This window comes from Occultella gossypii (assembly GCF_019947135.1).
Lineage (GTDB): Bacteria > Actinomycetota > Actinomycetes > Actinomycetales > Beutenbergiaceae > Occultella > Occultella gossypii.
Genome location: NZ_JAGSHT010000015.1, coordinates 81,285 through 107,520, shown reverse-complemented (window position 1 = coordinate 107,520; position 26,236 = coordinate 81,285). Strand labels below are relative to the sequence as shown.

The following is a 26,236-nucleotide window of genomic DNA, read 5'->3' as shown; positions in this document are numbered from 1 at the left end:
CCATTCTGACGTAGTGTCAGGATCATGGACATCGTCTACGGGATCCTGCTCGTCCTGCACCTCATCGGCTGGGCCATCGTGCTCGGCGGCAGCCTCGCCGGCCTGAAGTCGGCGACGTTGTACAAGGGCACGGTGCACGGCATCCTCACCGCCCTGATCACCGGCATCCTGATGGTCGGCCTGGCCTCCGCCGGCGTGGCCGGAAACGACCCGAACAACATCAAGATCGGCGTGAAGCTCGTCATCGCCCTCGTGGTGACCGGGCTCGTGATCTACGGCTCCCGGAACTCCGAGAAGGTCACCAAGGGTTACCTCGGCGGGATCGCCGGCCTCACCGTCGTCAACATCGCGATCGCGGTGCTCTGGAGCTGAGCCGCACGCTGCCCGGCGGTGCGCCGCGGTCTGGCGTGCGGCGGACCTGCTCATCTGGCAGCCGGTCGTGACCGTTCGGTTCGTCCACCACCGGCTCGGCGTCGGCTGCTGCGGCTGACCCGCTACGAGGGTGTCCATGAGCAGGCGCCGCCCGGACCCGGCACACTGACCGGGTGAGTGCACTCGAAGTCATCTGCGCCCTGATCATGGTGGTCGGCCTGTTCGGAGTCGTCGTCCAGGTCCTGCCGGGCTCCCTGATCGTGCTCGGCGCCGTTCTCATCTGGGCGATCGCGACCGGCGGCGGCGCCTGGTGGGTGTTCGTGATCGGAGCGCTCGCGGTCGTGGCCGCCGGCGTGGGCAAGTACCTGCTCGCCGGGCGCGGGCTGAAACGGGCCGGCGTGCCGAACTCGACGCTGATCTGGGGTGGGGTCGCCGGCGTGATCGGCTTCTTCGTGGTGCCGGTGATCGGCCTCCCGCTGTTCTTCGTGCTTGCGGTGTTCCTCGCCGAGTGGATCCGTCTGCGCGACCTGGCACCTGCCTGGACCTCCACGAAGTCGGCCCTGAAGGCCACCGGCGTGACGATCCTCGTGGAGCTCGCCGGCGCGATGGTCGCGATCGGCGCCTGGGTCGTGGGCCTGATCCTGACCTGAGCGTGTGGATGGACGTTCACCGGTGTCGGCGGTGACGCCTAGTCTTGAGGTGCCATGACCTCACTGTTCGACAACCTCCCGCTGCCCGGTCTGTCCGCGTCCGCCGACGCCCACCTGCCCCGGGTGATGCCACCACGTGACCCGGACGCGCAGGCGTCCCCCGACGGCCGAGACAGCAACGGCGAGAACGGGCCGGGCTCGCTCGCCGCCGAGGCCCTGCTCGACGGCCTGAACCCGCAGCAACGTGCGGCCGTGGTGCATGAGGGCGGGCAGCTGCTGATCATCGCCGGTGCCGGCTCCGGCAAGACCCGGGTGCTGACCCACCGGATCGCCTACCTGCTCGCGACCGGCCGTGCGCGCACCGGCGAGATCCTCGCGATCACGTTCACCAACAAGGCCGCCGCCGAGATGCGCGAGCGGGTCAGCGAGCTCGTGGGACCCCGCGCCCGGAACATGTGGGTCTCCACGTTCCACTCCGCGTGTGTCCGGATCCTGCGCCGTGAGGCCAAGACCCTGGGACTGCGCTCCAACTTCTCCATCTACGACGCCGCGGACTCCCAGCGCCTGATGCTCCTGGTCTGCCGGGAGCTCGACCTGGACCCGAAGCGGTTCCCCCCGAAGGCGTTCTCGAATCGGGTCTCCGACCTCAAGAACGAGCTCGTCGACCCGGACGACTACGCGAAGACGGTCGGGGACTCCAACCCGTTCGAGCAGAACCTGGCCGCCGCGTACCGGCTCTACAACGAGCGGCTGCGGCAGGCGCACGCCCTCGACTTCGACGACCTGATCATGACGACGGTGAACCTGCTCCAGGCGTTCCCGGCCGTCGCCGAGCACTACCGGCGCCGGTTCCGGCACATCCTCGTCGATGAGTACCAGGACACGAACCAGGCCCAGTACATGCTGGTGCGCGAACTGGCCGGGGTCCCGCTGGACCCGTCCGCCGCCGCCGGGAGCACCGATGAGAACGACAACGAGCTGCCGACGGCGGAACTCACCGTCGTCGGTGACGCGGACCAGTCCATCTACGCGTTCCGGGGCGCGACGATCCGCAACATCGTCGAGTTCGAGAGCGACTACCCGGACGCGACGACCATCCTGCTCGAGCAGAACTACCGCTCCACCCAGACCATCCTGAGCGCTGCCAACGCCGTCATCTCCCGCAATCCCGACCGCCGGGCGAAGAACCTCTGGACGGACAGCGGCTCCGGCCCGCAGATCGTCGGGTACGTCGCGGACAGCGAGCACGAGGAGGCCCGGTTCATCGCCGAGGAGATCGACCGCCTCGGTGACTCCGACGGGGTCCGACCCGGCGATGTGGCGATCTTCTACCGGACCAACGCCCAGTCCCGGGCTCTGGAGGAGGTCCTGATCCGCGTCGGACTGCCGTACAAGGTGGTCGGTGGTACCAGGTTCTACGAGCGCCGTGAGGTCAAGGACGCGATCGCCTACCTGCGGGCGATCGCCAACCCGGACGATGCGATCAACCTCCGACGGATCCTGAACGTCCCCAAGCGCGGCGTGGGGGACCGGGCCGAGGCGATGATCACAGCGCACTCCGAGCGGGAGCGGATCTCGTTCGGGGCCGCGATCGCGGACGCCGAGAACGTGATCGGCCTCGCCACCAGGTCCCTGACGGCGGTCCGCGGCTTCGCGACCCTGATGACCGGCCTGCGGGACCTCGCCGCCGGCGGCGCCTCCCCGGCGGAGGTGCTCGACGCGGCCCTGGACCGGTCGGGCTACCTCGCCGAGCTGCGCGCGAGCGACGATCCGCAGGACGCCTCCCGCGTGGAGAACCTCGCGGAGCTGCACGCCGTCGCCACGGAGTTCTCCGAGAGTGACCCGGAGGGTGACCTGGGCGACTTCCTCGAGCGGGTCGCGCTGGTCGCGGACACCGACCAGATCCCCGACGACGACGACGATCGCGGCGTCGTCACCCTGATGACGGTCCACACGGCGAAAGGGCTGGAGTTCCCGGTCGTCTTCGTCACCGGTCTCGAGGACGGCACGTTCCCGCACCAGCGTTCCCTCGCGGACGAGACGGAGCTCGCCGAGGAGCGCCGGCTCGCCTACGTCGCGCTGACCCGGGCGCGGCAGCGGCTGTACCTGTCCCGGGCCGCGGTCCGGACGGCGTGGGGGATGCCCAACGAGCTGCCCGCCAGCCGGTTCATCGCGGACATCCCTGAGGAACTGATGGACTGGAAGCGCCGCGAGTCGTCGATGGCTGCCCTGCGGGGCGGATCCTTCACCGGCGGCTACCGGAACCACGGGGACGGTGGCCGCAGCGGGTCCCGCGGGCCGTCCGCGCCACCTGTCCGCACCACCCGCGCAGGCGCGGACGCGCCGTCATTCGGCTCGGCGAAGCCCCGTGCCGACGCGCCGTCGGTGGACGTCGGTGACCGGGTGACCCACGACGCCTACGGCATGGGCCGCGTGATCGCCGTCGAGAGCACCGGCGCCAACGCCGTCGCGAAGATCGATTTCGGATCCAGCGGCACGAAGCGGCTGCTGCTGCGGTACTCCCCGGTGACCAAGCTCTGAGTCGGTCACGATCCGGTCACGGTTGCGACGTTCCGTGATGCAGGTGGCCCAGCCCTGACACAGTCGGAACGAGTCGTGCGACAACGCCGACCACAAGGGGCGATGGCGGTGGGGACCGTCGGACAAGGGGCAGGAGTCGTGGACGCCACGACGAGGGGACCGGCGCGGCCGGGGACGTTCTGGGCGCGGCCGCTGGCCGTGGGACTGGCAGCTGCGGTGGCGTTGCTGGGTGGCTGCACGGGGGAGGGCCCGGTACCGGACCCGACGGCGGCGCCGAGTGAGCCGACGAGTTCGGATCCGCCGAGTACGGACCCGCCGGCGCCGGCCTGGGTCCTGGCCGACTGGGTCGAGTTGCCCGGTGGCCTCTGGGCGATCGCCTCCGATGACGCGGGCCGGGCGGCCTTCAGTCCAGGCGGTGCCATGGAGATCGACGGTGATTTCTACGCCGACCTGATCGCCTACGACGTCCCCACCGGGCAGCAACTCTGGGCACTCGAGAACGTTCGGGCAGAGGTCATGAACGCGAGCGCCGAGAGCGCCGGTGAGGTGGTCGTCTCGGTCGTCCACGACGGTGACGGTGATCTGCTCGTCGGGACGGACTGGGAGACCGGCGAACCCCGCTGGCAGGTTCCGGTCGCGGAGCTGGGCATCTGCCGGGAGTTCGTGATCTCGCCGCTCACCGACGCCGATGTCGTGGCGTTGCGTTCGTCGGCGCCCGACTGTGCGGACGACTCGGGTCCATCGGTGCTCACCCTCGATCCGCTCACCGGCCAGGTCCGTGAGCCGCGACTCGACCTTCCGGGAGCCGCCTGGGTCTCGGAGGTGGGCGGCGAGTTCTGGGCGGTCGCGACCGACGACACCGGCCTGACGGCGGCCACGTTCGATCCGGTCACGGGGGACGGCGAGACCGTGTCACTGCCGTGGTCGCAGGAGACCGTTTCCGAGGTGCGGGGGGATCCGGCGGCGTGGTACTGGATCTGGCCGTTCGACGTCGACACGGCGGTCATCGTCGTCTCGACCGACGAGGGCATGGCGAGGGTCCTGATGGACTGGGGCTCGGGCACGGTGTCCGAGTTCACCGGGGCGCCGGAGTGCTTCGGAGACCGGCAGTCGCTCAACGACCCGGACGGGCGGACCTGCCTGGCCGACGCCACCTTCGACGGCACCGAGGGCATCTCCTCGTTCTCCTTCGACGGTGAGCAGTACTGGGAGCTGCCGTCCGGCGCCTATTCGGGGTTCTCGGTCGACGGCGACTCGAGGATGGCGGTCTTCGAGCGGCCGATGGAGGTCTCGGGGTGGCTGGTCTCGACCGGCGACGACCTGCTCACCCTCGTGGCCAGACCCCAGGATCGGCCCGTCTGGGTGGTGGGCGAGGGGGAGGGCTCGGGCGCCGTGGGCTACGGCTACCTCGCGGGCGTGGACACACTGGTCGCCCTGGTCGAGGGTGGGCCGGACACAACGGTCATCCTGACCGTCGACGCGTCGACCGGCGAGGAGCTCGACCGCAGGGTCGAGGATCCGATGTGGTTCACGAGCACCGACACGGCGGTCGTGGCCACCAACGAGGAACGCACGTTGGTCCGGATGGTGCAGGTGGCGGAGCGCTGAGGCGTTATCCGGCCGCCGTGATACCCAGGTTCGCCATGTCGACGACGCGTCGGTAGCCGACTGCCTCGTAGATCTTGTTCGAGGTGGGGTTGGCCTGGTCGGTGAACAGGCACGTCCGCAGCCCATCGGCGAGGCCGCGGGAGGTCAGCTCGGCGACGACGTGCGAGGCGATCCCGCGGCCGCGGTTGCCCTTCGGGGTGTAGACCGGGGCGATCCGCACGACCCCGAACGCGGGCGGGCTCGTCCCGGTCAGGTGCACGGGCCTACCGTCCGGATCGGTGAACAGCCAGACCCCGCCGGCGGCGACGGCGCGGCGGACACGGTCCGGGTCGGGACGAAAGCCACGGCCCGGATCCCGGCCGGCCTGCTCGTCGGCGTCACGATGGAACGCCTCGAACCAGTCCAGCACCAGATCGGCGTCCGACGGCTCGGCCCGCCGCAGCAGCCCCGGGACCTCCCCGGGCCGGACCACCTCGCGGCACTCGAACAGCCGGGTGTGTTGGGCGATCGTCGAGGCCCCACCCCACAGTCGCACGGTCTCGTCGGCCAAGGCCCGGGCCGCCGGAAGCGCCCCGTTGCAGCCGCCCGGGTGTTCGCCGCGTTCCCGCAGCGATCCCGCAAGACGGCGAGCAGCCTCGTCGGGCATCGGCAGCACGAATATCGGGTACGGCGGCCGTGGAGCGGTGCGCATGGCCAGCCCGATCACCACGTCGCCGTCGGTCACCGTTGCCCACCAGCACGGGCCGCCCGGGTCCGGAACGCCGGTGGCACGCTCACGGGCGGCGCGTTCGGTGGTGGTGGCGACCACACTGCCGACCACCGGGTCGGCAGCCAGCGTCGGGTGGGCGACCGCGAGGAACTCGGCAGGGTCGTCGTAGAACGTGACCTTCACAGGACCGACTGTAGGACGGGCGGCAAGACCTGCGGCAGCGGAGCCCGTCGATCGGCGCCGGCGTCACGATCCGGTATCGCTTCCATGGATGCCCGGCGCAACCGCCGGCGGCCTGACATTCTCACGGTAGACGGCGTGATCGCGCCGACTACAGGGGCTAGGGCGGTGGGGACCGCCAGATGAGGGGGCGCCGACGTGGGCGCATTGACAAGGGGATCGACGCGGCGACGGGGCGTGCGGGGACGCCTCGGGGCGGCCGTGGCAGGGACGGCCGCCGCAGCACTGCTCGTGGCCGGTTGCGGTGCCGGCGCCGAAGGACAGGATCCGGGCGACGAGCCGTCGAGCAGTGCCGAGCAGACGCCGACGACCACCGAACCGAGCCCGGAGCCGACCGAACCGACGCAGCCGCCGGAGCCCGACGCCGTGCTCGGCGACTGGGTCGAACTGCCTCCGAACATGTGGCTGGTCGCCTCCGACGATGAGGGCAGGGCGGCCTTCAGCGTGGGCGAGACCTGGTTCGCCGGCGACTCGCACTACGGCGACCTGGCGGCCTATGACGTGACGACCGGTGAGCAGCTCTGGGACCTGGCCGGCGTGCGTCAGAACGCGCTGCTCGCCCGGGTCGAGAGCACCGGGACCGCGGTCGTGTCGGTGGTGGCCGGCACCGGCGGCGACCTGCTCGTCGCGACGGAATGGGCGACGGGTGAGCCCCGCTGGCAGGTGCCGATCGCGGATCTGGACATCTGCTCGTCGTTCGACATCTCCGCGCTCACCGGTGCCGAGGTCGTCGTGCTGACCGCGTCGGCCTCCGAGTGCGACCAGGACGAGGGCGTCGTGACACTGGACGCGGCCACCGGTGCGCCCCGAGATACTCTCGACCTACCGGGCTCGGTGTGGCCGACCGAGGTCGGCGACGAGATCTGGGCGGTCGGCTCGGATGATGCCGACCTCACCGCGGTCCGGTTCGACCCGGTCACCGGGGACAGCACGAGCGTGTCGATCCCGTGGTCGGACGGGTCCGTCGAAGCCATCCGCACGGGCTATGACCGGCCGACGTACTGGATCGAGCCGTTCGACGACGACGTCGCCGTGATCGGGGTCTGGAACGACTCGTACGCAGCCGCGGGCCGGATCGTGCTGGACTGGGTCGCGGGCGTTGCGTCCGAGTTCACCGGGGCTGCGGACTGCTTCCACGAGTGGGTCGCGCTGAACGATGCGGCCGGCCGGACGTGCCTCGCCGGCGTCGTCTATGACGACGGCATCTCCGGCGGCGTCGCCTCGTTCTCCTACGACGGGCAGAAGTACTGGGAACTGCCCGGTGCTCAGGCCGGTTTCGTCGTCGACGGCTTTCCCGCGATGGACGTGTTCGACCGGCCGATGGAGTCCTCCGGGTGGCTGGTCTCGACGGGCGGCGACCTGCTGACGCTCATGGCCCGGACGAGCGAGGAGCCGCTCTGGGTGGCCGGGGCGGGCGAGGGGTCCGGGGCGATCGGGTACGGCTACCTCGCCGCGGTGGACGTCGTCGTGGCGAGTCTGCAGACCGGACCCGGTCCGGAGAAGATCGTGATCACGGTCGACGCGGCCACGGGCGCCGAGATCGACCGCCTGACGGTCGGGCCGCTGCTGCTCCGCGCGACCGACACCGCGGTGGGCCTGGCCGGCGACGACCGCACCCTGGTGCGGGTGGTCCGGCCGGGCTGACCCACCGCCGCCGGCTGGGCGGTGCACCCGGGTGCACCGCCCCGCCGTCGGGCAGTTTCTTGTTCCTCCGGTCAGCCGACCGGGATGGTCGCCGGCACCTGCTCCTGCGCCGCCGCCGTGAACGGGGCGAGGTCCTGCTCGCAGGTCGCTCCGTCGGTGGCCTCGAGGTCAATCAGGTAGTTCGTGATCGCCGCGTCGGCGCACGCGCTCGGGGTGACCAGGGTGGTGTGGCCGTAGCCCTCGACCGTGAGCATCCGCGCGTCCTGCCACAGGTCCGCGTACGGCTGCGTGAACGCGTACGGCGTCGCCGGGTCGTAGCGGGTGCCGATGACCAGCACCGGGGCGTCGGTACCCTGCTCCCAGGGGCCCGTGTACCGGTCCTCGTCGGCCACCGGGGTGAACTCGCACTGGATGCCGACCCAGGCCCTGGCCGTGCCGAAGTGCGGTGCCTGCGCCTCCGCCGCGGCCGCCTGCGACGGGTAGTCGTACGCGGTGCCGGGGTGCTCGCCGTCGACGCACATGCTCGCCAGCGCGCCGCCCATCGAGGGGTAGTCCTCGAGGATCCCGACCCGGCGGAGCAGGTCCTGGATCGAGTCGTTGCCGAGCGAGTCCTGCTGGGCGGACAGGGTGCCCGCCTGTTCGGGGACCCGCACCAGCGAGGCCAACGCGGCGGCCAGGTCGGCCCAGCCGGCCGGGGCGTACAGCGACGAGAAGATCGTGGTGACGGCGTCGTCGTAGCCGATCGGGATGGTGGTCCCGTCGCCCAGCGGCACCTCGACCGGCTCGGCCTGCAACTGCGCGAACAGGTCATCCATCACCCGCGCCGGGTCCCCGAGCGCGGCCAGCGCGCAGCCCTGCGGTCCGGCCTCGGCGCACAGGCGCAGGAACTGCGCGTACGTCTCGCTCGCGGCGACCGCCTGGCCGCTCCGGCGCCCGATGGTCCGGTCGTCATCCAGGCCCGTGTAGGACTCCGGGTCCATCGTGCCGTCGAGCACCAGGGCACGGATCCGGTCCGGGAACAGCGCCCCGTAGGTGACGCCGAGGTACGTGCCGTAGGAGTAGCCGAGGTAGTTCAGCTCGGCGTCGCCCACGGCCTGGCGCAACAGATCCATGTCGCGCGCCACGTTCGCCGTCGAGGAGGTGGCGATCCGGTCACCGGAGATCGCCGTGCAGGAGGCACCGGCCACGGCCCAGGAACCGATGAACCGGGCCTGTTCGAGCGGGCCGACCGGGAACGCCGCCAGGTTCGAGGCCCATCGAGCCTCGGCGTCGGCGTTGCGGAAGCAGGTCACCGGGTCCGAGAGCCCGACGCCGCGCGGATCGAAGCCGATGATGTCGAACCGGGCGCGCAGCTCGGGGCCGTACGCCTGCGGGCCGAGCGCCTGGAGGTTCGCCACCCCGGGGCCGCCCGGGCCGCCGAAGTTCAGGAACAGTGAGCCGATCCGCTGCTCCGGGTCGGTGGCCGGAAGCCGGGTCAGCGCGATCGTCGTGGTCGGGCCGTACGGTTCGTCGTAGTCGCTGGGCACCTCGGCGCTCGCGCACTCGAAGTCCTCCAGTCCGTCGCCGCAGGCCTCCCAGACGAGGTCCGGGATCGGTGCTTCCACCTGCGTGGCGTCGGCCGGCGGTGGGGTGGGTTCGGCGCCCGCGGACGGGGCCGCGCCGGCGGCCGTGGCGCCGCCGAGCAGGAGCCCGGCGGCCGCCAGTGCGGCGAACGCAGCGCTGCGTGATCGTGATGGTCTGAGGTCCCCCGTGATCTGTGTCATGTCCTCTTTGCTAACAGCGGAGCCGGGCCTCGGCAATGGCTGACGGCGTCTCGGGGCCGAGGTTCGCCCGCGCGACGGAGGCACCGCGCGTGCGGTCTCCCCCGTGCGGAGGAGGGCACTCCGCCTCAGGGACCGGATCGAGGTTCCGGTGCTGCGGGAGCGGGCGAGGTCTGCGAGGGTGGGCGGCGAGGAGACATCGACGAGGGGGACACCATGTCGACCAAGCGGGTCGGCTTCCACGGTCCGGGCACGGTCACCGGGCGCCTGCTCACCGCCATCGGAGCGGGACTGCTGCTCGTGGCCGCCGGCTGCGCGGACTCCGATCCGCAGGGACCGGAGAGCCCCGGCGGTTCCGGTTCCACCGGCCCGACGAGCGGCGCGGAGACCACCGATCCCGAACCTGCCGACCCGACCACGGGGGACTGGGTCGAGGTGCCGTCAGGGTCGGTCCTGCTGGCCTCGACCGTCGGAACGGCGGTGCTGGCGGTCGGCGAGGCGGTGTCGAGCGAGGCGGGTGGCGAGAGCGTGGACGGTGAGGTCACCACGACCCGTGATGTCGCCGCCTATGACGCCGCGGGGGCGGTCCTCTGGGAGTTCCCCGGTGTGGTCGAGGACTACTACGACCCGACGGTGCTGGCCACCGCGTCCGGAGTGGCACTGCTCTCACCGGAGGGTGCGAGCACCCGGCTGACCCTGGTCGACTGGACCACCGGCGAGGAGGTCTGGAGCCTGGCCCCGGACGACCTCGGCGGGTGCCGGCAGTGGCGGTTCACGGAACTGCCCGAATCGGACGTGATCGCGCTGTCCTCGGACGGTCCGCCCTGTCCGGGCACCGAACCCGACCGCGCCGGGGTGGTCACGATCGACGCCGCGACCGGAGCCATCCGGGACCCCTACCTACCCAGCGCCGGCACGATCACCACGGTCCTGGCGCCCGCGACGGCGGAGGTGTGGAGCGTCGAGCTCACCGACGTCGCGCTCACCGTGCAACGGTTCGACCCCGCGAGCGGCGCTGTGGACGCCCGCGAGTTCGGGTGGGGCGCCGAACACGCGGAGGAATTGCGCGCCGTGAACACCCACGAGCACAACCACATCGAACAGGTCGGACCCGACCTGGCCGTCGTCCAGCGCTGGGGCGAGCAGGGCCTCATCGCCTCCTACCTGATGGACTGGACCACGGAGATCCCCGAGTTCACCTCCGGCGACCCCGCCGGCCCGTGCTTCGGTGAGGCGCTCGCAGCACGGGACGTCGCGATCGCCGGGTGCCTCGCCCAGGACCTGGCCGCCGACGATCCGCCGCTCGCCTCGGTCGGCTTCGATGGCTCCACCCGCTGGGAGCAACCCGGGAGCGCCGGACTGACGATGGAGGTGCCGGCCCGGGTGACCCCGGTGCACGTGGGGCAGGACCGGGCGTGGGCCATCTCCACCGGATCGGATCTGCTCACCGCGATCGACGTCGAGACCGGTGAGCCGCTGTGGGTGGTCGGCGCCGGGGAAGGCGCCGGGGAGATCAGCCAGGGCTACCTCGCCGCGGGCGGCGTGCTCGTGGCGGCGGTCGCCGGCGCCGAAGGCGGTCCCGGCGAGGTGGTCCGCGTCGACGTCGCGACCGGCGTCGAACTGGACCGGCACGACTATCCCGGCGGCTGGGTCTCGAGCACCGACACCGCGGCCGTGGTGACCGGCGCCGAAGCCGCCCTGCTCACGATCGTCACCGAGTCCGTCGGCTGAGACCCTCGATCCGCCCGGGCCTGCGCCGTCATCATTGATGAGAGCCCATCACCGACCGAGAGGCCAACCCGATGAAATTCCTGGTGCTGATGACCGAGCCGGAGCATTTCGACCGCTGGGACGCCAGTGACGACACCGAGCAACAGGCCGTACTGGACGCCTATGCACGCTTCACCGATGCCGTCCGGGCCCGCGGCGCGGTCCTCTACGGCGATGCCCTCGCCCGCCCCGAGCGGGCCCGAACGCTGCAGCCGGGGGCCGGCCCGGATCGGCCGGTCACCGAGGGGCCGTACGCGGAGTCCGTCGAGCAGCTGGGTGGCTTCTACGTCGTCGAGGCGCCGACCATGGCGGACGTGATCGAGGCCACGCGGCTGCTGCCGCGCGAGTACACGATCGAGATCCGGCCCCTGCTGGACGTGTACCAGGGGGTGACCTGGCCGCTTCGGGGGCGGTGAGCAACGGCCGGCCCGATTCGGCGCATCGCCGGGAACGGTCATGCCACAAACGTGCGCCGCGCCCTAGGCTCGGTCCGAGGGAAGTGGCGAGTCGGACCGGAGGAGATCGTGAGCGTTGACGCGCCCAGCGCGCAGGGCCGTGAGCAGGCCGACCCCGGCGACCCCGCGCAGGCTCTGCGCACCGGCAGGATCGACGGGCTCGACGGCGTGCGTGCCCTGGCGATCATCGCCGTCCTGATCTTTCACCTGCGCCCGCTGAGCCTGCCCGGCGGGTACCTCGGCGTCGACATCTTCTTCGTGATCTCCGGGTTCCTGATCACCACCCTGCTCGTGCGGGAACTGCGCGGGAACCGGCGGATCGACCTGCGCCGGTTCTGGACCCGGCGCGCGCGGCGGCTGCTGCCCGCGCTCGTGGTCGTGGTGTTCGCGACGGTCTCGCTGGCGGTGTTCGCGGGTGGGGACCTGCTGGTCAACGTCGGCCGACAGGTTGCCGGTGCGCTCACGTTCTCCAACAACTGGTTGGAGATCGGAGCCGGCTCCAGCTACTTCAACGCCACCTCGCCGCAGCTGTTCGTGAACTTCTGGTCCTTGGCCGTGGAGGAGCAGTTCTACCTGTTCTGGCCCCTGTTGTTCACGGTGATCATGGCGATCACCCGGACCGGTCGGCAGCGCGTGGGACTCCTGCTCGTCCTCGCGGCCGCATCCGCGATCGCCATGGCCGTGCTGTACACACCGGGCCAGGACGCCACCCGCGTCTACTACGGCACCGACACCCACGCGTTCGGCCTGATGATCGGGGCGGCGCTCGCCGTCAGCGCCGCCGGGCAGTCCTGGAACCTGCTCGCCACGCGGTTCTGGCGACGGGGCCGCGTGTTCATCGCGCTCGCGGCTCTGGCCGGCCTGATCGCGCTGATGCTCTGGATGGACCCGAGCCGCCCGATCGCCTACCGGGGCGGCATTCTGGCGGCGTCCCTGCTCACGGCGGCTATCGTCGGAGCCCTGCCCGGCCCGGGCACGCTGCTCACCGCAGTGTTCTCGCTGCGACCGCTCGCCTGGATCGGGGAGCGCTCGTACGGCATCTACCTGTGGCACTGGCCCGTGATCCTGCTGATCGCCGCGTTCGCTCCCCGCGTCGGCATGGACACCCCCGGACACTGGGTGCAGCGCGGCCTGGCCGTGCTGGCGACCCTCGTGATCGCGGCGGCCTGCTACCGGTGGATCGAGAACCCGATCCGGGAACTGGGCTTCCGGGAGGCGAGCCGCCGTGCTCTGGACGCGATCGCGGCTCCGGGGCGCCTGACCGCCCCGCGCCTCGGCGTCGTCGCAAGCGTGGCCTGCGTGTCCCTGTTCACCGCGGCGCTCGCGACCGCACCGGACCGTTCCCAGGTGGAGATCGCCATCGCGGACGCGGCCGCGGTCGTCGAGGACACCGGGGCCGTCGCCGACGAGGTCGTCGCGGACGACGGGGCGACGGCGGAGGGTGAGTCGGCCACCGACGGCACCGACGAGGCCGCCACGGCGGCGCCGGCCACCGAGGCCCCGGCGACCGAGGAGCCGGCCACCGACGCCCCGACGGCCGGTGCGGCCGATGACGAGGATCCCGCTGCGCCGCCCGTGCCGCTCGGGGAGCAGATCTCCGGCTTCGGTGACTCGATGCTGTACGTGGCCGCACCCGGCCTGACCGCAGACCTGCCGGGCATCAGCATCGACGCACAGTCGAACCGGCAGTGGCCGGATGTCCTGGCCGCGATCCAGGCCGCCGTCGAGGCCGGCTCCGTACGTGAGTATGTGGTGATCGCCGCAGGCACGAACGCCGGCGTGCGGGATCCGGACCTCGTCCGGGCGGCACTCGACCTGCTCGGCCCGGACCGGTTCGTGGTGCTCGTGAACATCTACGGGTCGAGCAGCTGGGTGCCGGAGTCCAACCAGAATCTGGCCGACCTCGCCGCCGAGTACCCGAACGTCGCGGTGGCGGACTGGAACGCAGCGGCGACCGCGCATCCCGAGCAGCTCCAGCCGGACCTGATCCACCCGAACATGGACGGCATGTACCTGTTCTCGGACGTGGTCCGGGCCGCTCTGGCGACGCTGACGGCCTGAGGGTGCGGTAGGGGGCCTCGTCGGGCGCCTGCCCCGGTGCGCGGTACAGTTCGAGGGAAAGTCTCGATGTCGAGGCATCCGATGACAGCGGGCAATAGAAGGGCGCGACGCAGGTGGACCTGTTCGAATACCAGGCACGAGATCTGTTCGAGAAGCACGGCGTACCCGTGCTGGGCGGCATCGTCGCCACCACACCCGAGGAGGCCAGGGCCGCGGCGGAGCAGTTGCTCGGTGACTCCGGCGGGGTCGTGGTCGTCAAGGCGCAGGTGAAGATCGGTGGCCGCGGCAAGGCCGGCGGTGTCAAGGTGGCGAAGTCCGCGCAGGAGGCGGCCGACCGTGCGTCGGAGATCCTCGGCATGGACATCAAGGGCCACACCGTGCACCGGGTCATGATCGCCGCCGGCGCCGACATCGCCGAGGAGTACTACTTCTCCGTGCTGCTGGACCGCTCCGAGCGCCGCTACCTGGCCATGGCCAGCGTCGAGGGCGGCATGGAGATCGAGGAACTCGCGGTCGAGCGTCCCGAGGCGCTGGCCCGGGTGCCCGTCGACCCGCAGGTCGGGATCGACCAGGCCAAGGCCGACGAGATCGTCGCGGCTGCCGGTTTCGCCGCCGACGTCGCTCCGAAGGTCGCCGCCGCCATCCAGAAGCTGTGGACCGTCTACCGCGACGAGGACGCCACGCTGGTCGAGGTGAACCCGCTGGTCAAGACGGGTGCCGGGGAGATCGTGGCGCTTGACGGCAAGGTCACCCTGGACACGAACGCCGACTTCCGGCACCCCGACCACGCCGAGCTCGAGGACAAGGCCGCCGCGGACCCGCTTGAGGCCAAGGCCAAGGCCGCGGACCTCAACTACGTCAAGCTCGACGGCGAGGTCGGCATCATCGGCAACGGCGCGGGCCTCGTGATGAGCACCCTGGACGTCGTCGCCTACGCCGGAGAGGCCCACGGCGGCGTCAAGCCCGCCAACTTCCTCGACATCGGGGGCGGCGCGTCCGCCGCGGTGATGTCCGCGGGGCTCGACGTCATCCTGAACGACCCGCAGGTCAAGAGCGTGTTCGTGAACGTCTTCGGCGGCATCACCGCCTGCGACGAGGTTGCGAACGGCATCGTGCAGGCCCTCGAGATCCTCGGCGACGAGGCGAACAAGCCGCTCGTGGTGCGCCTCGACGGCAATGCGGTCGAGGAGGGCCGGGCGATCCTCGCCCAGGCAGCCCACCCGCTGGTCACTGTCGTGGACACCATGGACGGCGCCGCCGACAAGGCCGCCGAACTGGCGAACAGCTGAGCACCCGAGAACCTACGAGACGCAGAAGAGACAACTGAGAACATGGCGATCTTCCTCAACGAGACCTCGAAGGTCATCGTCCAGGGCATGACCGGGTCCGAGGGCCAGAAGCACACCACCCGGATGCTGGCTTCCGGCACCACCATCGTCGGCGGCGTGAACCCCCGCAAGGCCGGCACCGCCGTCGACTTCGACGTGGACGGCACCACCACCTCGGTGCCCGTGTTCGGCACGGTGGCCGACGCCGTCGCCACCACCGGCGCCGACGTGTCGGTGATCTTCGTCCCGCCCGCGTTCACCAAGGACGCGGTCATCGAGGCCATCGACGCCGGCGTGCCCCTCGTGGTCATCATCACCGAGGGTGTGCCGGTCGACGACACGGCGGTCTTCTACAACTACGCAGCCAGCAAGGGCGTGCGACTGGTCGGCCCGAACTGCCCCGGCCTGATCAGCCCCGGACGCTCCAACGTCGGCATCATCCCGGCGAACATCGCCGGCGCCGGCCCGATCGGACTGGTCTCCAAGTCCGGCACGCTCACCTATCAGATGATGTACGAGCTGCGGGAGTTCGGATTCTCCACGGCCATCGGCATCGGCGGCGACCCGATCATCGGGACCACCCACATCGACGCCCTCGAGGCGTTCGAGGCGGACCCGGAGACCAAGGTCATCGTCATGATCGGTGAGATCGGCGGCGACGCCGAGGAGCGCGCCGCGGCCTTCATCGCCGAGCACGTCACGAAGCCCGTCGTCGGCTACGTCGCCGGCTTCACCGCCCCGGAGGGCAAGACGATGGGCCACGCCGGCGCGATCGTGTCGGGCTCGTCCGGCACCGCCGAGGCCAAGAAGGTGGCCCTCGAGGCTGCAGGCGTGAAGGTCGGCAAGACCCCGAGCGAGACCGCCGCGCTCGCGCGCGACCTGCTCGGCGGCTGAGGCTACGGTCCGCGTGGGTGGTGCAGCATCCATGCTGCTCACGCGGACCATCGCATGTTCCCCGCCCTTTCATTTATAACAGAATTCGCGCGGCCTCATGAGGTGCGAATTTCCGATCTAAGGTGACCAACCTCAGATTGGAGTGACGGGCATGCATCCCCTGCGAACCAGCGCATTCGACCTCCCCGACCACCTCACCGCCAAGGCCGACGAGGCCCTCATCGGTGTCGACGAACACCACTTCGCAGCGATCGAGGCGACCCTCGCCGAACAGATCGCCGACCTCTCCGACCGGCTCGAGGTGACCCGGCGGTCCCCGGGCCGCAGCGGCCAGGCCGCCCTCGAGCGGGACCAGGAGATCCACCGGCTCACCGCCCGGCTGCGTCTGCTCCGGCGGTTCGGGCTCGACCTGTGCCTCGGGCGCATGGTCGCCGGCGACGACCCCGCGGGCCTGGCCACAACCCCCGTGTACGTGGGCCGGCTCGGCCTTACCGACAGCGACGGCCGGCGCCTGCTGGTCGACTGGCGCTCACCGGCTGCCGAACCGTTCTTCGGCGCCACCCACGCCAACCCGATGGGCCTGGCGAGCCGTCGCCGCTACCGCTGGACCGGCGGCCGGATCACCGACTACTGGGACGAGGTGTTCACCAGCGAGGGCCTGGCGGGGCTCGACGGCAATCCCGCCCTCGATGACCAGTCCGCCTTCATCGCCAGCCTCGGCAGCAGCCGGTCGCCCCGGATGCGGGACGTGCTCGGCACCATCGCGGCCGACCAGGACGCGATCATCCGGGCCGGCTCGGACGGCGCCCTCGTCGTCGACGGCGGCCCCGGCACCGGCAAGACGGTGGTCGCCCTGCACCGCACCGCCTATCTGCTCTACTCCGACCCCCGGCTCGGCCACCGCCGCGGTGGCGTGCTCTTCGTCGGCCCGCACCAGCCCTACCTCGCCTACGTGTCCGACGTCCTGCCGAGCCTCGGCGAGGAGGGCGTGCAGACCGCCACGATCCGCGACCTCGTGCCCGAAGGGCCCGCGGCGGGCGCCGAGACGGACCCGGACGTCGCCGGCCTGAAGTCATCGGCCGAGATGGTCGGCGCGATCGAGCGGGCCGTCGCGTTCTACGAGCAGCCCCCGGCCGACGCCGTGGCGGTGACCACCGAATCGGCCGACTTCCGGGTGAGCCCGGACGCTTGGGCGGAGGCGTTCTCCGCGCGTGACGCGACCACCCCGCACAACGAGGCCCGCGAGGACATCTTCGAGGAACTGCTCACCATCCTGCTCGACTCCTATGACGGTGAGGAGGACGTCGAGGCGGTGCGCACCGCGCTGCGCCGCAGCGCCGACCTGCGCGGCGCCCTGACCAGCGCCTGGCCCACGCTCGAGGCGACGGACGTCGTCGGCGACCTCTGGTCCGTCCCCGCGTACCTGCGCCTGAGCGCCCCGTGGCTGAGCAGGGACGAGATCCGGAGCCTGCAGCGCGACGAGCCCCAGGCGTGGACCGAGGCCGACCTCCCGCTCCTGGACGCCGCCCGCCAGCGGCTCGGCGACCCGGCGGCCTCGCGCCGCCGCCGCCTGCGCGAGGCAGCGCTGGCCGAGCAACGCGCGCACATGGACGACGTCGTCGAGGACCTCATCGCCACCGACGACAGCGAGATGGGCGTCATGCAGATGCTGCGCGTGGACGACATGCGGGACAAGCTCATCGACTCCAGCGCCGTGGGTGGCGACGTGGTCGCCGATCCGCTCGCCGGGCCGTTCGCGCACATCGTGGTGGACGAGGCACAGGAACTGACCGATGCTCAGTGGCAGATGTTGCTGCTGCGGTGCCCCTCCCGCAGCTTCACCGTGGTCGGGGACCGGGCCCAGGCCCGGCATGGGTTCCGCGAGTCCTGGCGGGACCGCCTGGAGCGGATCGGGCTCGAGCGGATGGACCTTGCCTCGCTGACCATCAACTACCGCACCCCCGAGGAGGTCATGGCGCAGGCCGAACCGGTGATCCGCGCGGTACTCCCGGACGCGAACGTGCCGACCTCGATCCGCAGCACCGGCACACCCGTGCGGCACGGCGACACAGACGAGCTCGAGGAGATCCTGGACCGCTGGCTCGCCGACAACGCGGAGGGGATCGCCTGCGTGATCGGTACCCGGCCGCTGGGCGAGGCCGGCCGGGACCGGGTCCGGGCGCTGACCCCGGAGCTGGCGAAAGGCCTCGAGTTCGACCTCGTGGTCCTCATCGACCCGGAGTCGTTCGGCACCGGGATCGAGGGCGCGGTCGACCGCTACGTGGCGATGACCCGCGCCACCCAGGAACTCGTGATCCTCACCAGTTCCTGACTCACCCGCGCGCCGAACGGCCCGCGCGGGCCGATCCGGGTGACCATGGGAGGCGATGAGTACCACCACCCGCCCGCCGACGATCCCACCGCGCGTCATCGAGCACGAGGCCTATGGCAGCGGCGGCGGTCGCCCGACGTTCCGGTTGCCGGAGCACTCCGTGCGCGGACTGCTCGCCGGCGCGGAGGCGGTTCTGTTCGGGTGGCTGGTGCTGGTGATCCCGGCCGTGGCCGCGTACGTGGCCACGGCCGCTGCGCCGGCGCTCGGGGAGGCCGGCTGGCTGGAGGCGGCCCGGGTGGGCACCGCGGCGTGGCTGCTCGGCCACGGGGCGTCGCTCTCCCTCGGCGGCCTCCAAATCACGCTGGTGCCGATCGGGGTCACGGCGCTGTCGGTGTTCCTGATGTCGGCCGCGGTGCGCCGTGCCCAGCTCGCCGGATGGGCGTCGCTGCTGATCGCATCGGCGACGTACGTCGCCGTCACCGGTCTGCTCGTCGCGTTCGCGGGGGTCGACGGCGGAGCCCGGGCTCTCGCCGGTGCGCTCGCGGTGGCTGTGGCCGGGTCGCTGCTCGGTCAGCGCGGCCGGTACCCGCGGCTGCCCGGTGCCGTGACCCGCCTCGCCGAGTCGGTCCCGGACTGGTTCGTCCTGGGTCTGCGGGCCGGGGTGCGGATCCTGGTGGCACTGGCGATCGTGTCGCTGGCGGCCGTGGTGGCCGCGGTGGTCGTCTCGTTCGACCAGATCCTCGACCTCCATGAGGGCCTGCACACCGACGGGGTGAGCACGGTGATCGCCGTGTTCGCGCAGTTGCTGCTCGTACCGACGCTGATGATGTGGGCGCTCGCCTTCGTGGCCGGCCCGGGATTCTCGGTGGGGGACGGGACGGCGTTCACACCCACCGGGATCGACGCCGGACCGCTCCCCGTGGTGCCGGCGCTCGGCGCGCTGCCGGAGCCCGGCAGCCTGCTCGGCGAACTCGGCATCGTGGTGGTGCTCGGGGTTCTCGCTGGCGCGGCCGCCGGGTGGTGGCTGCACCGGGCATCGGCGAAGGAGGACCTACTCCGCTCGGTCGCGGCGGTCGTGGTGGCCGTGGCTCTGACCGCAGCCGTCGTCGCCGTCGCGGTCGGGGCCGGCTCGGGCGGGATCGGCCCCGGCCGGATGGCGGTCGTCGGGGCCGACGCGGGCGCGGTGGCCTTCGCCGTCGGCTGGCAGGTGCTGCTCGGAGCGTCGGTGGTCGTGATCCTCGGACACCCGACCACGGCCCGCGCCTTCCGTGCCCTGCGTGGTGTGGTGCGGTCCTGGTGGGGCGAGGTCCGGCCCGACGAACGGTCCTGACCCGCGACCTCCTCAGCCGCCGGATCCGCCGGTGCCGTACCGCTCGGCCACGGCTTCGCTGAACTGCTGTTCGCACCGGTCCTGGGCCGCGATCGTCAGTGCCGAGTCGAGACACTGCTGGCGCTCCACCTGGGCCGGCCACAGCGAGAGCAACGTGACCGAAGAGAACAGCATCAGGGCGGACAGCACCATGCCGCCGGTGAGGAACACCGAGATCATGCCGCGCACGCCGGCCCGGCGGATCCGGCCCATCGTCCGCAGGCCCACCACGATGGCGCCGGCCGCGAACACCGGAGCAGCGACCTGCCAGGGGATCGGCAGACCGGAGGTGAGCACCGCGGCGAGCAGCAGCAGGCCGAAGAACATGACGGAGCGGCTGATCTCGATGAGCTGCTCGGGTGTCGGCGCCGGCCGGGGCGGCTCGGCCCTTCGATCCGTCCCGATGCGGGCTCCCGACGGGAGACCGGGTCGCCGGGCGCTGTGCCGATCCGGGTCGGGCTTGGGCCGCGACGGGTCCGGCGGGGCATAAGGATTGCTCATCCGACCCTCCTCCGGCGTCCAGCGGCCACGACCAGTGTCCATTCTCCCAGATCCGAGGCCCGCGCTCGCCACCCATACATCCGCACGGACTACAGTCGGACGCTGTGTCCACTCCCACGCCCGCCCACGCCGGATCAGACGTCCAAGCAGGCCGTGGCCCCACCCGGGTCGTGGTCCTCATCTCCGGCGGCGGGTCGAACCTCGCCGCGCTGCTCGAGGCGGCGGCCGACTCGGCCTACGGCGCGGTCGTGGTGGCCGTCGGCGCGGACCGCCCCGGCTGCGCCGGACTCGACGTCGCCCGCGCAGCGGGAATCCCGACGTTCGTCGAGCGCCTCGGCGACCACCCCGATCGGGACACCTGGGACGCGGCCCTGACCCACGCCGTCGCCGAGTACGCACCCGACCTGGTGATCTCCGCGGGTTTCCTGAAGCTGGTCGGCGCCCGGTTCCTCGCCGAGTTCGGCGGGCGGTACCTGAACACCCACAACGCCCTGCTGCCGTCGTTCCCGGGCATCCACGGCCCACGGGAGGCACTTGCCTACGGGGTGAAGCTGGCCGGTGCGACCCTGTTCGTCGTCGATGAGGGCGTGGACACCGGCGTGATCATCGCCCAGTGCGCGGTCCCGGTGCTCGACGACGACACCGAGGAGTCCCTGACCGAGCGGATCAAGGTCGCCGAGCGGGCCCAGCTCGTGGAGTACACCGGCAGACTGGCCCGCCAGTCCTGGCGGGTCGAGGGCCGGCACTTCATCATCGACGGCTGAGGTTCATCGACGGCCGACGCGGCCTTCGACGACCGACGGCCCCGCGTCAGCCGAGCGTGGGGGTGAGCAGCGGCGGGCCGCCGGCTCCGACCGTCCGAATGAGCAGGTCGGTCGGTTCGGCCGGATCGTCCATCCAGTCGATGCGTTTCCACCAGCGGAATCCGACCTTGTCGGCCACACGCCGCGATGCCGCGTTCCTGGGATCGATGAGGCAGAGCAGTTCGCCGTCGGTGAACCGGTCGGCAACGGCGAGCAATGCCGTCGTCGCCTCGGTGGCATACCCGCGGCCGCGCGCCTCGGGCACGAACCGCCAGCCCCACTCGAGCCGGTCGAGTCCGTCGACCACGGCCGTGCCGACGCCGGTGTACCCGACGATCGCGGCGGTCGCCCGCTCGATCACCGGTTGCTTGGCGTACGGGACTGCGTCGGCCAGGAGCAGCATCCCGTCGAACCGCGCATTGGCCGATGCCACGTCGTGCACGCCGTCGGAGAAGACGGTGAACGCCTCGTCGGTGAACATTGCGACGAAACTGTCGCGATCCTCCTCGACCGGAGGCCGGATCGTGAGCCGGCCGGTCTCGATCGTCGACATGACCGAGATGGTACTTCGCAGGTCGGAAGGACGCCGGGTGGGCGGCTCGTGGTTACGGCCCCCAACCACCGTTCATCGTCCTGCCGCGCAGCGTCACGCGCGGATGCATCTTCGCCTGGTTCGTGCCGATCGTGTCGGTCGCTTCGCTCGGTGCGAACATCTCGGCGACGAATCCGCGGACGGCTCGCCATGCCCGCACGTACCACGCGGATGGTGTCTTTCCCATGTCCGTACCCCTTTGTCCGGCCAGCCCTGAACGAGACTTGACCAATATTTTACCAGGGAACGGCAGTCCCGCGACACGGATCGGCGACCCGACGCGCCCGGGCCGGCCACCGCCGTCGGGCGCTAGACTGGCCGCGGTCGTGACTGGCGTCAGAGGTGGAGCACCACCTGGGAGCGGCCGAAGGATCGAATCTGTAGCGCACCGATCGCCTGGGTGCCGCGGTGGTGCACGTCGTCGTCGAGCGACTCGTCTCGGGTCGCACCATTCGGACCATCGAACCAGGAGTTCACGCCCATGACCGATCTCATTCCTCTGCGCCGCGCCCTCGTCTCGGTCTACGACAAGGCCGGCCTGCCCGAACTGGCGACCGCGCTGCACGCCGCCGGTGTCGCGCTCGTCTCCACCGGGTCCACCGCCGGCGTGATCGAGGGCGCCGGGGTCCCCGTGACGCGGGTCGAGGAGCTGACCGGCTTCCCCGAGTGCCTCGAGGGCCGCGTCAAGACACTGCACCCGCGGGTGCACGCCGGGATCCTCGCCGACCGGCGCAAGGCCGACCACGTCCAGCAGCTGGCCGACCTCGAGATCGAGCCGTTCGACCTGGTCATCGTGAACCTGTACCCGTTCACGGAGACCGTCTCCTCCGGCGCCAGCCCGGACGAGTGCATCGAGCAGATCGACATCGGCGGTCCGTCCATGGTGCGCGCCGCCGCGAAGAACCACCCGAGCGTCGCTGTGGTGGTGGACCCGGCCCGCTACGACGAGGTCATCGCCGCCGCGCAGGGCGGTGGGTTCAGCCTCGCCCAGCGGCAGCGTCTCGCCGCGGACGCGTTCCGGCACACCGCCACCTACGACGTGCACGTCGCGTCCTGGATCGGCAACGTCGTGGCCCCGGACGACGAGGGCTCCGGCTTCCCCGGCTGGGTCGGCGCCACCTGGGACCGCACCGCGGTGCTGCGCTACGGGGAGAACCCGCACCAGCGCGCCGCGCTGTACACCGACGGGTTCGGTGAGCCCGGCCTCGCCGGCGCGACGCAGCTGCACGGCAAGGAGATGAGCTACAACAACTACGTGGACGCCGACGCCGCGTGGCGTGCCGCCCACGACCACGGCGACGCCCCGACCGTCGCGATCATCAAGCACGCCAACCCGTGCGGGATCGCCGTCGGCACCGACATCGCCGACGCCCACGCCAAGGCGCACGCGTGCGACCCGGTCTCCGCGTACGGCGGTGTGATCGCCTCGAACCAGGTCATCACCGAGGCGATGGCGAACCAGGTCAAGGACGTCTTCACCGAGGTCGTGCTGGCGCCGGGATACGACGATGCGGCCCTGGAGATCCTGACCCGGAAGAAGAACATCCGTCTGCTCACGGTGGCCTCCGCGCCCTCCGGCGGCGGCCTGCGGGACATCTCCGGCGGCATGCTGCTGCAGAACGCGGACCTCATCGACGCCGACGGCGACGCCCCGGCCAACTGGACCCTGGCGACCGGCGAAGCGGCCGACGAGGCCACCCTCGCGGACCTGGAGTTCGCGTGGCGCTCGGTGCGGGCCGTGAAGTCCAACGCCATCCTGCTCGCGAACGCCGGCGCGTCCGTGGGCATCGGCATGGGCCAGGTGAACCGGGTCGACTCCTGCCGCCTCGCCGTGGAGCGTGCGAACGCCGACCTCGACGGGGCCGACGGGGCCGATCGCGCTCGCGGAGCGGTGGCCGCCTCGGACGCGTTCTTCCCGTTCGCCGACGGCCTGCAGGTGCTGCTCGACGCCGGTGTGCGCGCCGTGGTCCAGCCGGGCGGCTCGGTGCGCGACGAGGAGGTCATCGCCGCGGCCAGGGCCGCCGGCGTCACCCTCTACCTCACCGGGACGCGCCACTTCGCGCACTGACCCTGGCGCGGCGCCGCCGTCGCAGGCGGTGCCCGCCGAGGTCAGGGCACGACGGCGGAGCGGAGTTTCGCGGTCCGGTCCGCCGCGAGCACGGGGTCGAGCCGGGCGAGGTCGGTGCCGCTGAGCAGTCTTCGGACGGCGGCCACCTCGCGGGGGGCGTCGGCGATGACCGCGCCGACGAGCGTGTCATCCTCCAGGGCGAGGGTGGTCCACGGGCCCGCGCCGACGTCTCCGCGGTCGACGAGGTGCACCGGCGCGCCGTCCGTGCCGTGGAGGCGCCCGAACACGGTCAGGTGGTGCCCCAGCTGCGTCGAGTACACGTACGGTGCGGGCTCCGCGAGCACGGCGTCGTCCAAGCCGAGCAGAGCCCGCGCCAACGGCGCGGGGTCGCTCAGCGCGGCGGACCAGTGCCCGCCGGGCACCCGGCCGAGGGTGGGGTGCGGCCGTGCCGCCACGTCCCCGACCGCCCATACCCCGGGCGTGACCGTGGCGCCGCCTGCGTCGACGCGCAGGTGCCCGGAGGCCTCCCGGGGCACGGCATCACCGAGCCAGTCGGTGGCCGGGCGCGCGCCGATGGCGCACAGCACCACGTCGGCGGTGAAGGCGCGGCCGTCGGCCAGGTGCACGCCGTTCGCCTCCACCCGGGCGACCGTGGCGTCGGTGTGCAGGTCCACCCCGGCCTCGGCGTACCACGGCGTGGTGCGCCCGCCCAGGTCGCGACCCAGCTGCCGGCCCAGGGGAGTGGGCCCGGCCTCGAGCACGGTCACCGCGGTGCCCGCGGCCGCGGCGACGCCCGCCAGCTCGGCACCGATCCACCCGGCGCCGACCACGACGAGCCGCGCGCCGGGCGTGATCGTGGCGCGCAGCACGTCGGCGTCGGTCGCCGAGTGCAGGACCAGGGCGTGGTCCCAGCCATGCGGGCGCAATGGCCGGGACCCGGTGGCCACCACCACGGCGTCCGCGGTGAGTTCGGCGCCGTCGGACAGCTGCACGGCCAGCCCGTCACCGGTCCGGCGCAGCCCGGCGGCCGGGGCAGCGAGGCGGGTCTCGTCGACGAGGGAGCTCAGGTCGTAGCCGAGGTCGCCCGCCAGCCACAGTGGGCTCGCGCGGGTGAGGAGTTCCTTGGACAGCGGCGGGCGGTCGTAGGGGGGCACCCCCTCGTCGCCCAGGAGGGTCAGGTGCCCGGCGTAACCCTGCTCGCGCAACTCGGCGATGGTGCGCAGCCCGGCCAGCCCGGCACCCACCACCACGATCCGGTTCGGACGCCGGCTGGTGGTGTGACTCACGCCTCCCACGGTACCGCCGCCGTCGGCGAGTGGGCTCAACGGGAATGTCCGGTCCAGGTGGCACGATCGACGGATGGCGATCGAGATCCGTCCCGCGGCTTCCTTCGACGACGTCCGGACCCTGGTCGGCCCCAAGAGGCCCGACGCGAACGTCTGCTGGTGCCTGAGCTACCGGATCCCGTCGAAGCAGAACCTCGCGCTGGTCGGCCCCGACCGTGGTGAGCGGGTTGCGCAGCTCGTGCGGCAGGACCCGCCGCCCGGGGTTCTCGCCTACGACGCCGGCGACGTCGTCGGCTGGGCGGCGGTCCACCCGCGGGCAGACACGAGTTTCGCCCGCAACCGCAGGATCCCGCACGTCGACGAGGTGGACGTGTGGTCCGTGTGGTGCATCCGGGTCCGGCCCGGGCACCGCGGGCGGGGGATCTCGCACGACCTGCTCCGCGGCGCCGTCGAGTTCGCCCGCAGCCACGGTGCACCGGCGATCGAGGGCTACCCGGTGGACAACGACGGGAAGAAGGTGAACCTGACGATGGCGTACGTCGGCACCCGCACGCTCTTCGAGCGAGCCGGCTTCGTCAAGGCCGCGGACACGACGTCCGTGATCAACGGGTTTCCCCGCGTGCTCATGCGGCTCGACCTGCGCTGACCGGTGCGCCGGTCAGGGCGCCGGTCGGACGAGGTCCGCCGGGACGACGTCGACGCCGAACGGCCGGCGAACGGCAGCGCGCTCGCCGACCGTCTGGCGTTGCCCACCACGACCCGTGCATGGCATCGCCGTCATGACACCGATGATGCTCCTCCCGCCTGGGCCTGTCATCGGTCGCCATGACCCGATCATGCAGGGCAGACATCTCACGGCCGGGGCGCTGTCCACAGGCGGCATCTCCCGCCAGCGACCGGGTGTTCGAGGGCTGGCGGGTACGCTCGCTTCTGTGACCGTTCCGACGAGCGCGCCGGCCGACGTGCCGATCCCGGCGCAGCCACGCAGCCACGCCGTCATGTGGGTGGCACTGCTCGCGATGGTCCTGATCGTGGCGTCGTCGTTCCTGATCGGTGCGCGAGCGGCGTCCGTCATGTTCGCCGCCGAGCTGGCGGTGCTGGCGCTCGTTCGCGCCGTCGCGCCCCGGCCCGGCCCCTACGGCATTTCCGCGCGCTCACGCGGGTTCGACGCGGCGTTCCTGCTGGTGACGGCCCTGGCGATGGCGGTGTTCGCCGTCACCGCGCCGGTCGGGGCCATCTGACCTGACGCCCAC

At 71.8% G+C, this 26,236-nt stretch carries 22 protein-coding genes and 1 riboswitch; of the genes, 16 read left to right on the top strand and 6 right to left on the bottom strand.

Translation table 11 applies throughout. From position 1 onward, the window contains the following. Window positions 1-24: 24 nt before the first annotated feature. The 4 genes from KCQ71_RS16300 (at window position 25) to KCQ71_RS16285 (ending at window position 5,171) form a co-directional block, all read left to right on the top strand. Window positions 25-372, top strand: a complete 348-nt coding sequence (locus tag KCQ71_RS16300; protein WP_223407783.1) for a hypothetical protein — start codon at window positions 25-27, stop codon at window positions 370-372. A gap of 173 nt (window positions 373-545) precedes the next feature. Beyond that, window positions 546-1,022, top strand: a complete 477-nt coding sequence (locus KCQ71_RS16295) for a DUF456 domain-containing protein (protein WP_223407782.1) — start codon at window positions 546-548, stop codon at window positions 1,020-1,022. 54 nt (window positions 1,023-1,076) lie between these two features. Beyond that, window positions 1,077-3,563, top strand: a complete 2,487-nt coding sequence (gene pcrA / locus KCQ71_RS16290; RefSeq protein ID WP_223407780.1) for a DNA helicase PcrA — start codon at window positions 1,077-1,079, stop codon at window positions 3,561-3,563. A 138-nt stretch (window positions 3,564-3,701) separates the two neighbouring features. Continuing rightward, window positions 3,702-5,171, top strand: coding sequence for a PQQ-binding-like beta-propeller repeat protein (locus KCQ71_RS16285; RefSeq protein ID WP_223407778.1), 1,470 nt, complete (start codon window positions 3,702-3,704; stop codon window positions 5,169-5,171). Between the two features lie 4 nt (window positions 5,172-5,175). Here the strand turns inward: KCQ71_RS16285 and KCQ71_RS16280 are convergent, their stop codons facing one another. After that, window positions 5,176-6,063, bottom strand: a complete 888-nt coding sequence (locus tag KCQ71_RS16280) for a GNAT family N-acetyltransferase (protein WP_223407776.1) — start codon at window positions 6,061-6,063, stop codon at window positions 5,176-5,178. A gap of 258 nt (window positions 6,064-6,321) precedes the next feature. On the opposite strand from KCQ71_RS16280, the gene KCQ71_RS16275 reads away from it, so the two are divergent. Next, window positions 6,322-7,764 carry a PQQ-binding-like beta-propeller repeat protein gene (locus tag KCQ71_RS16275; RefSeq protein ID WP_223407774.1) on the top strand — a complete coding sequence of 481 codons (1,443 nt, stop codon included), beginning with the start codon at window positions 6,322-6,324 and terminating at the stop codon, window positions 7,762-7,764. A gap of 71 nt (window positions 7,765-7,835) precedes the next feature. On the opposite strand, the gene KCQ71_RS16270 is transcribed toward KCQ71_RS16275, so the two are convergent. Further along, window positions 7,836-9,527 carry an alpha/beta hydrolase gene (locus KCQ71_RS16270; protein ID WP_223407772.1) on the bottom strand — a complete coding sequence of 564 codons (1,692 nt, stop codon included), beginning with the start codon at window positions 9,525-9,527 and terminating at the stop codon, window positions 7,836-7,838. A gap of 213 nt (window positions 9,528-9,740) precedes the next feature. Here KCQ71_RS16270 and KCQ71_RS16265 point away from each other — a divergent pair, with 213 nt between their 5' ends. The 7 genes from KCQ71_RS16265 (at window position 9,741) to KCQ71_RS16235 (ending at window position 19,694) form a co-directional block, all read left to right on the top strand. After that, window positions 9,741-11,255 (top strand): hypothetical protein, encoded by a 1,515-nt coding sequence (locus KCQ71_RS16265; protein ID WP_223407770.1) that lies wholly within the window; start codon window positions 9,741-9,743, stop codon window positions 11,253-11,255. Window positions 11,256-11,326: 71 nt separating this feature from the next. Then, window positions 11,327-11,710: a YciI family protein gene (locus KCQ71_RS16260; protein ID WP_223407768.1), complete on the top strand. Its 384-nt coding sequence runs from the start codon at window positions 11,327-11,329 to the stop codon at window positions 11,708-11,710. A gap of 108 nt (window positions 11,711-11,818) precedes the next feature. Continuing rightward, complete coding sequence (locus tag KCQ71_RS16255) at window positions 11,819-13,810, top strand: acyltransferase family protein (protein WP_223407766.1); 1,992 nt, start codon at window positions 11,819-11,821, stop codon at window positions 13,808-13,810. 113 nt (window positions 13,811-13,923) lie between these two features. Beyond that, complete coding sequence (gene sucC / locus KCQ71_RS16250; protein WP_223407764.1) at window positions 13,924-15,099, top strand: ADP-forming succinate--CoA ligase subunit beta; 1,176 nt, start codon at window positions 13,924-13,926, stop codon at window positions 15,097-15,099. 42 nt (window positions 15,100-15,141) lie between these two features. Then, window positions 15,142-16,032, top strand: a complete 891-nt coding sequence (gene sucD / locus KCQ71_RS16245; protein WP_154793006.1) for a succinate--CoA ligase subunit alpha — start codon at window positions 15,142-15,144, stop codon at window positions 16,030-16,032. 151 nt (window positions 16,033-16,183) lie between these two features. Further along, complete coding sequence (helR, locus tag KCQ71_RS16240; protein ID WP_223407762.1) at window positions 16,184-18,364, top strand: RNA polymerase recycling motor ATPase HelR; 2,181 nt, start codon at window positions 16,184-16,186, stop codon at window positions 18,362-18,364. Window positions 18,365-18,419: 55 nt separating this feature from the next. After that, the gene (locus tag KCQ71_RS16235; RefSeq protein ID WP_223407760.1) at window positions 18,420-19,694 is read left to right on the top strand and encodes a cell division protein PerM; all 1,275 of its coding nucleotides are present in this window, start codon (window positions 18,420-18,422) and stop codon (window positions 19,692-19,694) included. 12 nt (window positions 19,695-19,706) lie between these two features. On the opposite strand, the gene KCQ71_RS16230 is transcribed toward KCQ71_RS16235, so the two are convergent. Beyond that, window positions 19,707-20,234, bottom strand: a complete 528-nt coding sequence (locus KCQ71_RS16230) for a hypothetical protein (protein WP_223407758.1) — start codon at window positions 20,232-20,234, stop codon at window positions 19,707-19,709. 104 nt (window positions 20,235-20,338) lie between these two features. Between KCQ71_RS16230 and purN the strand changes: the two genes are divergently transcribed. After that, window positions 20,339-20,998 carry a phosphoribosylglycinamide formyltransferase gene (gene purN, locus KCQ71_RS16225; RefSeq protein WP_223407756.1) on the top strand — a complete coding sequence of 220 codons (660 nt, stop codon included), beginning with the start codon at window positions 20,339-20,341 and terminating at the stop codon, window positions 20,996-20,998. A 46-nt stretch (window positions 20,999-21,044) separates the two neighbouring features. Here the strand turns inward: purN and KCQ71_RS16220 are convergent, their stop codons facing one another. Together KCQ71_RS16220 and KCQ71_RS16215 are read right to left on the bottom strand one after the other, a co-directional pair. Then, window positions 21,045-21,590, bottom strand: a complete 546-nt coding sequence (locus KCQ71_RS16220) for a GNAT family N-acetyltransferase (protein ID WP_223407754.1) — start codon at window positions 21,588-21,590, stop codon at window positions 21,045-21,047. A gap of 52 nt (window positions 21,591-21,642) precedes the next feature. Further along, on the bottom strand, window positions 21,643-21,816 hold the full coding sequence (locus KCQ71_RS16215; protein ID WP_223407752.1) for a hypothetical protein: 174 nt from the start codon (window positions 21,814-21,816) through the stop codon (window positions 21,643-21,645). 129 nt (window positions 21,817-21,945) lie between these two features. Next, window positions 21,946-22,038: riboswitch (ZMP/ZTP riboswitch) on the top strand. 72 nt (window positions 22,039-22,110) lie between these two features. Here KCQ71_RS16215 and purH point away from each other — a divergent pair. Beyond that, the gene (gene purH, locus KCQ71_RS16205; RefSeq protein WP_223407748.1) at window positions 22,111-23,697 is read left to right on the top strand and encodes a bifunctional phosphoribosylaminoimidazolecarboxamide formyltransferase/IMP cyclohydrolase; all 1,587 of its coding nucleotides are present in this window, start codon (window positions 22,111-22,113) and stop codon (window positions 23,695-23,697) included. 41 nt (window positions 23,698-23,738) lie between these two features. On the opposite strand, the gene KCQ71_RS16200 is transcribed toward purH, so the two are convergent. Beyond that, window positions 23,739-24,983, bottom strand: a complete 1,245-nt coding sequence (locus tag KCQ71_RS16200) for an NAD(P)/FAD-dependent oxidoreductase (RefSeq protein ID WP_223407746.1) — start codon at window positions 24,981-24,983, stop codon at window positions 23,739-23,741. Between the two features lie 73 nt (window positions 24,984-25,056). On the opposite strand from KCQ71_RS16200, the gene KCQ71_RS16195 reads away from it, so the two are divergent. Both KCQ71_RS16195 and KCQ71_RS16190 read left to right on the top strand, forming a co-directional pair. Next, a complete protein-coding gene (locus KCQ71_RS16195) occupies window positions 25,057-25,629 on the top strand; it encodes a GNAT family N-acetyltransferase (RefSeq protein ID WP_223407744.1) in 573 nt (190 codons plus the stop codon). 286 nt (window positions 25,630-25,915) lie between these two features. After that, the gene (locus KCQ71_RS16190; protein WP_223407743.1) at window positions 25,916-26,224 is read left to right on the top strand and encodes a DUF3017 domain-containing protein; all 309 of its coding nucleotides are present in this window, start codon (window positions 25,916-25,918) and stop codon (window positions 26,222-26,224) included. Window positions 26,225-26,236 lie beyond the last annotated feature (12 nt).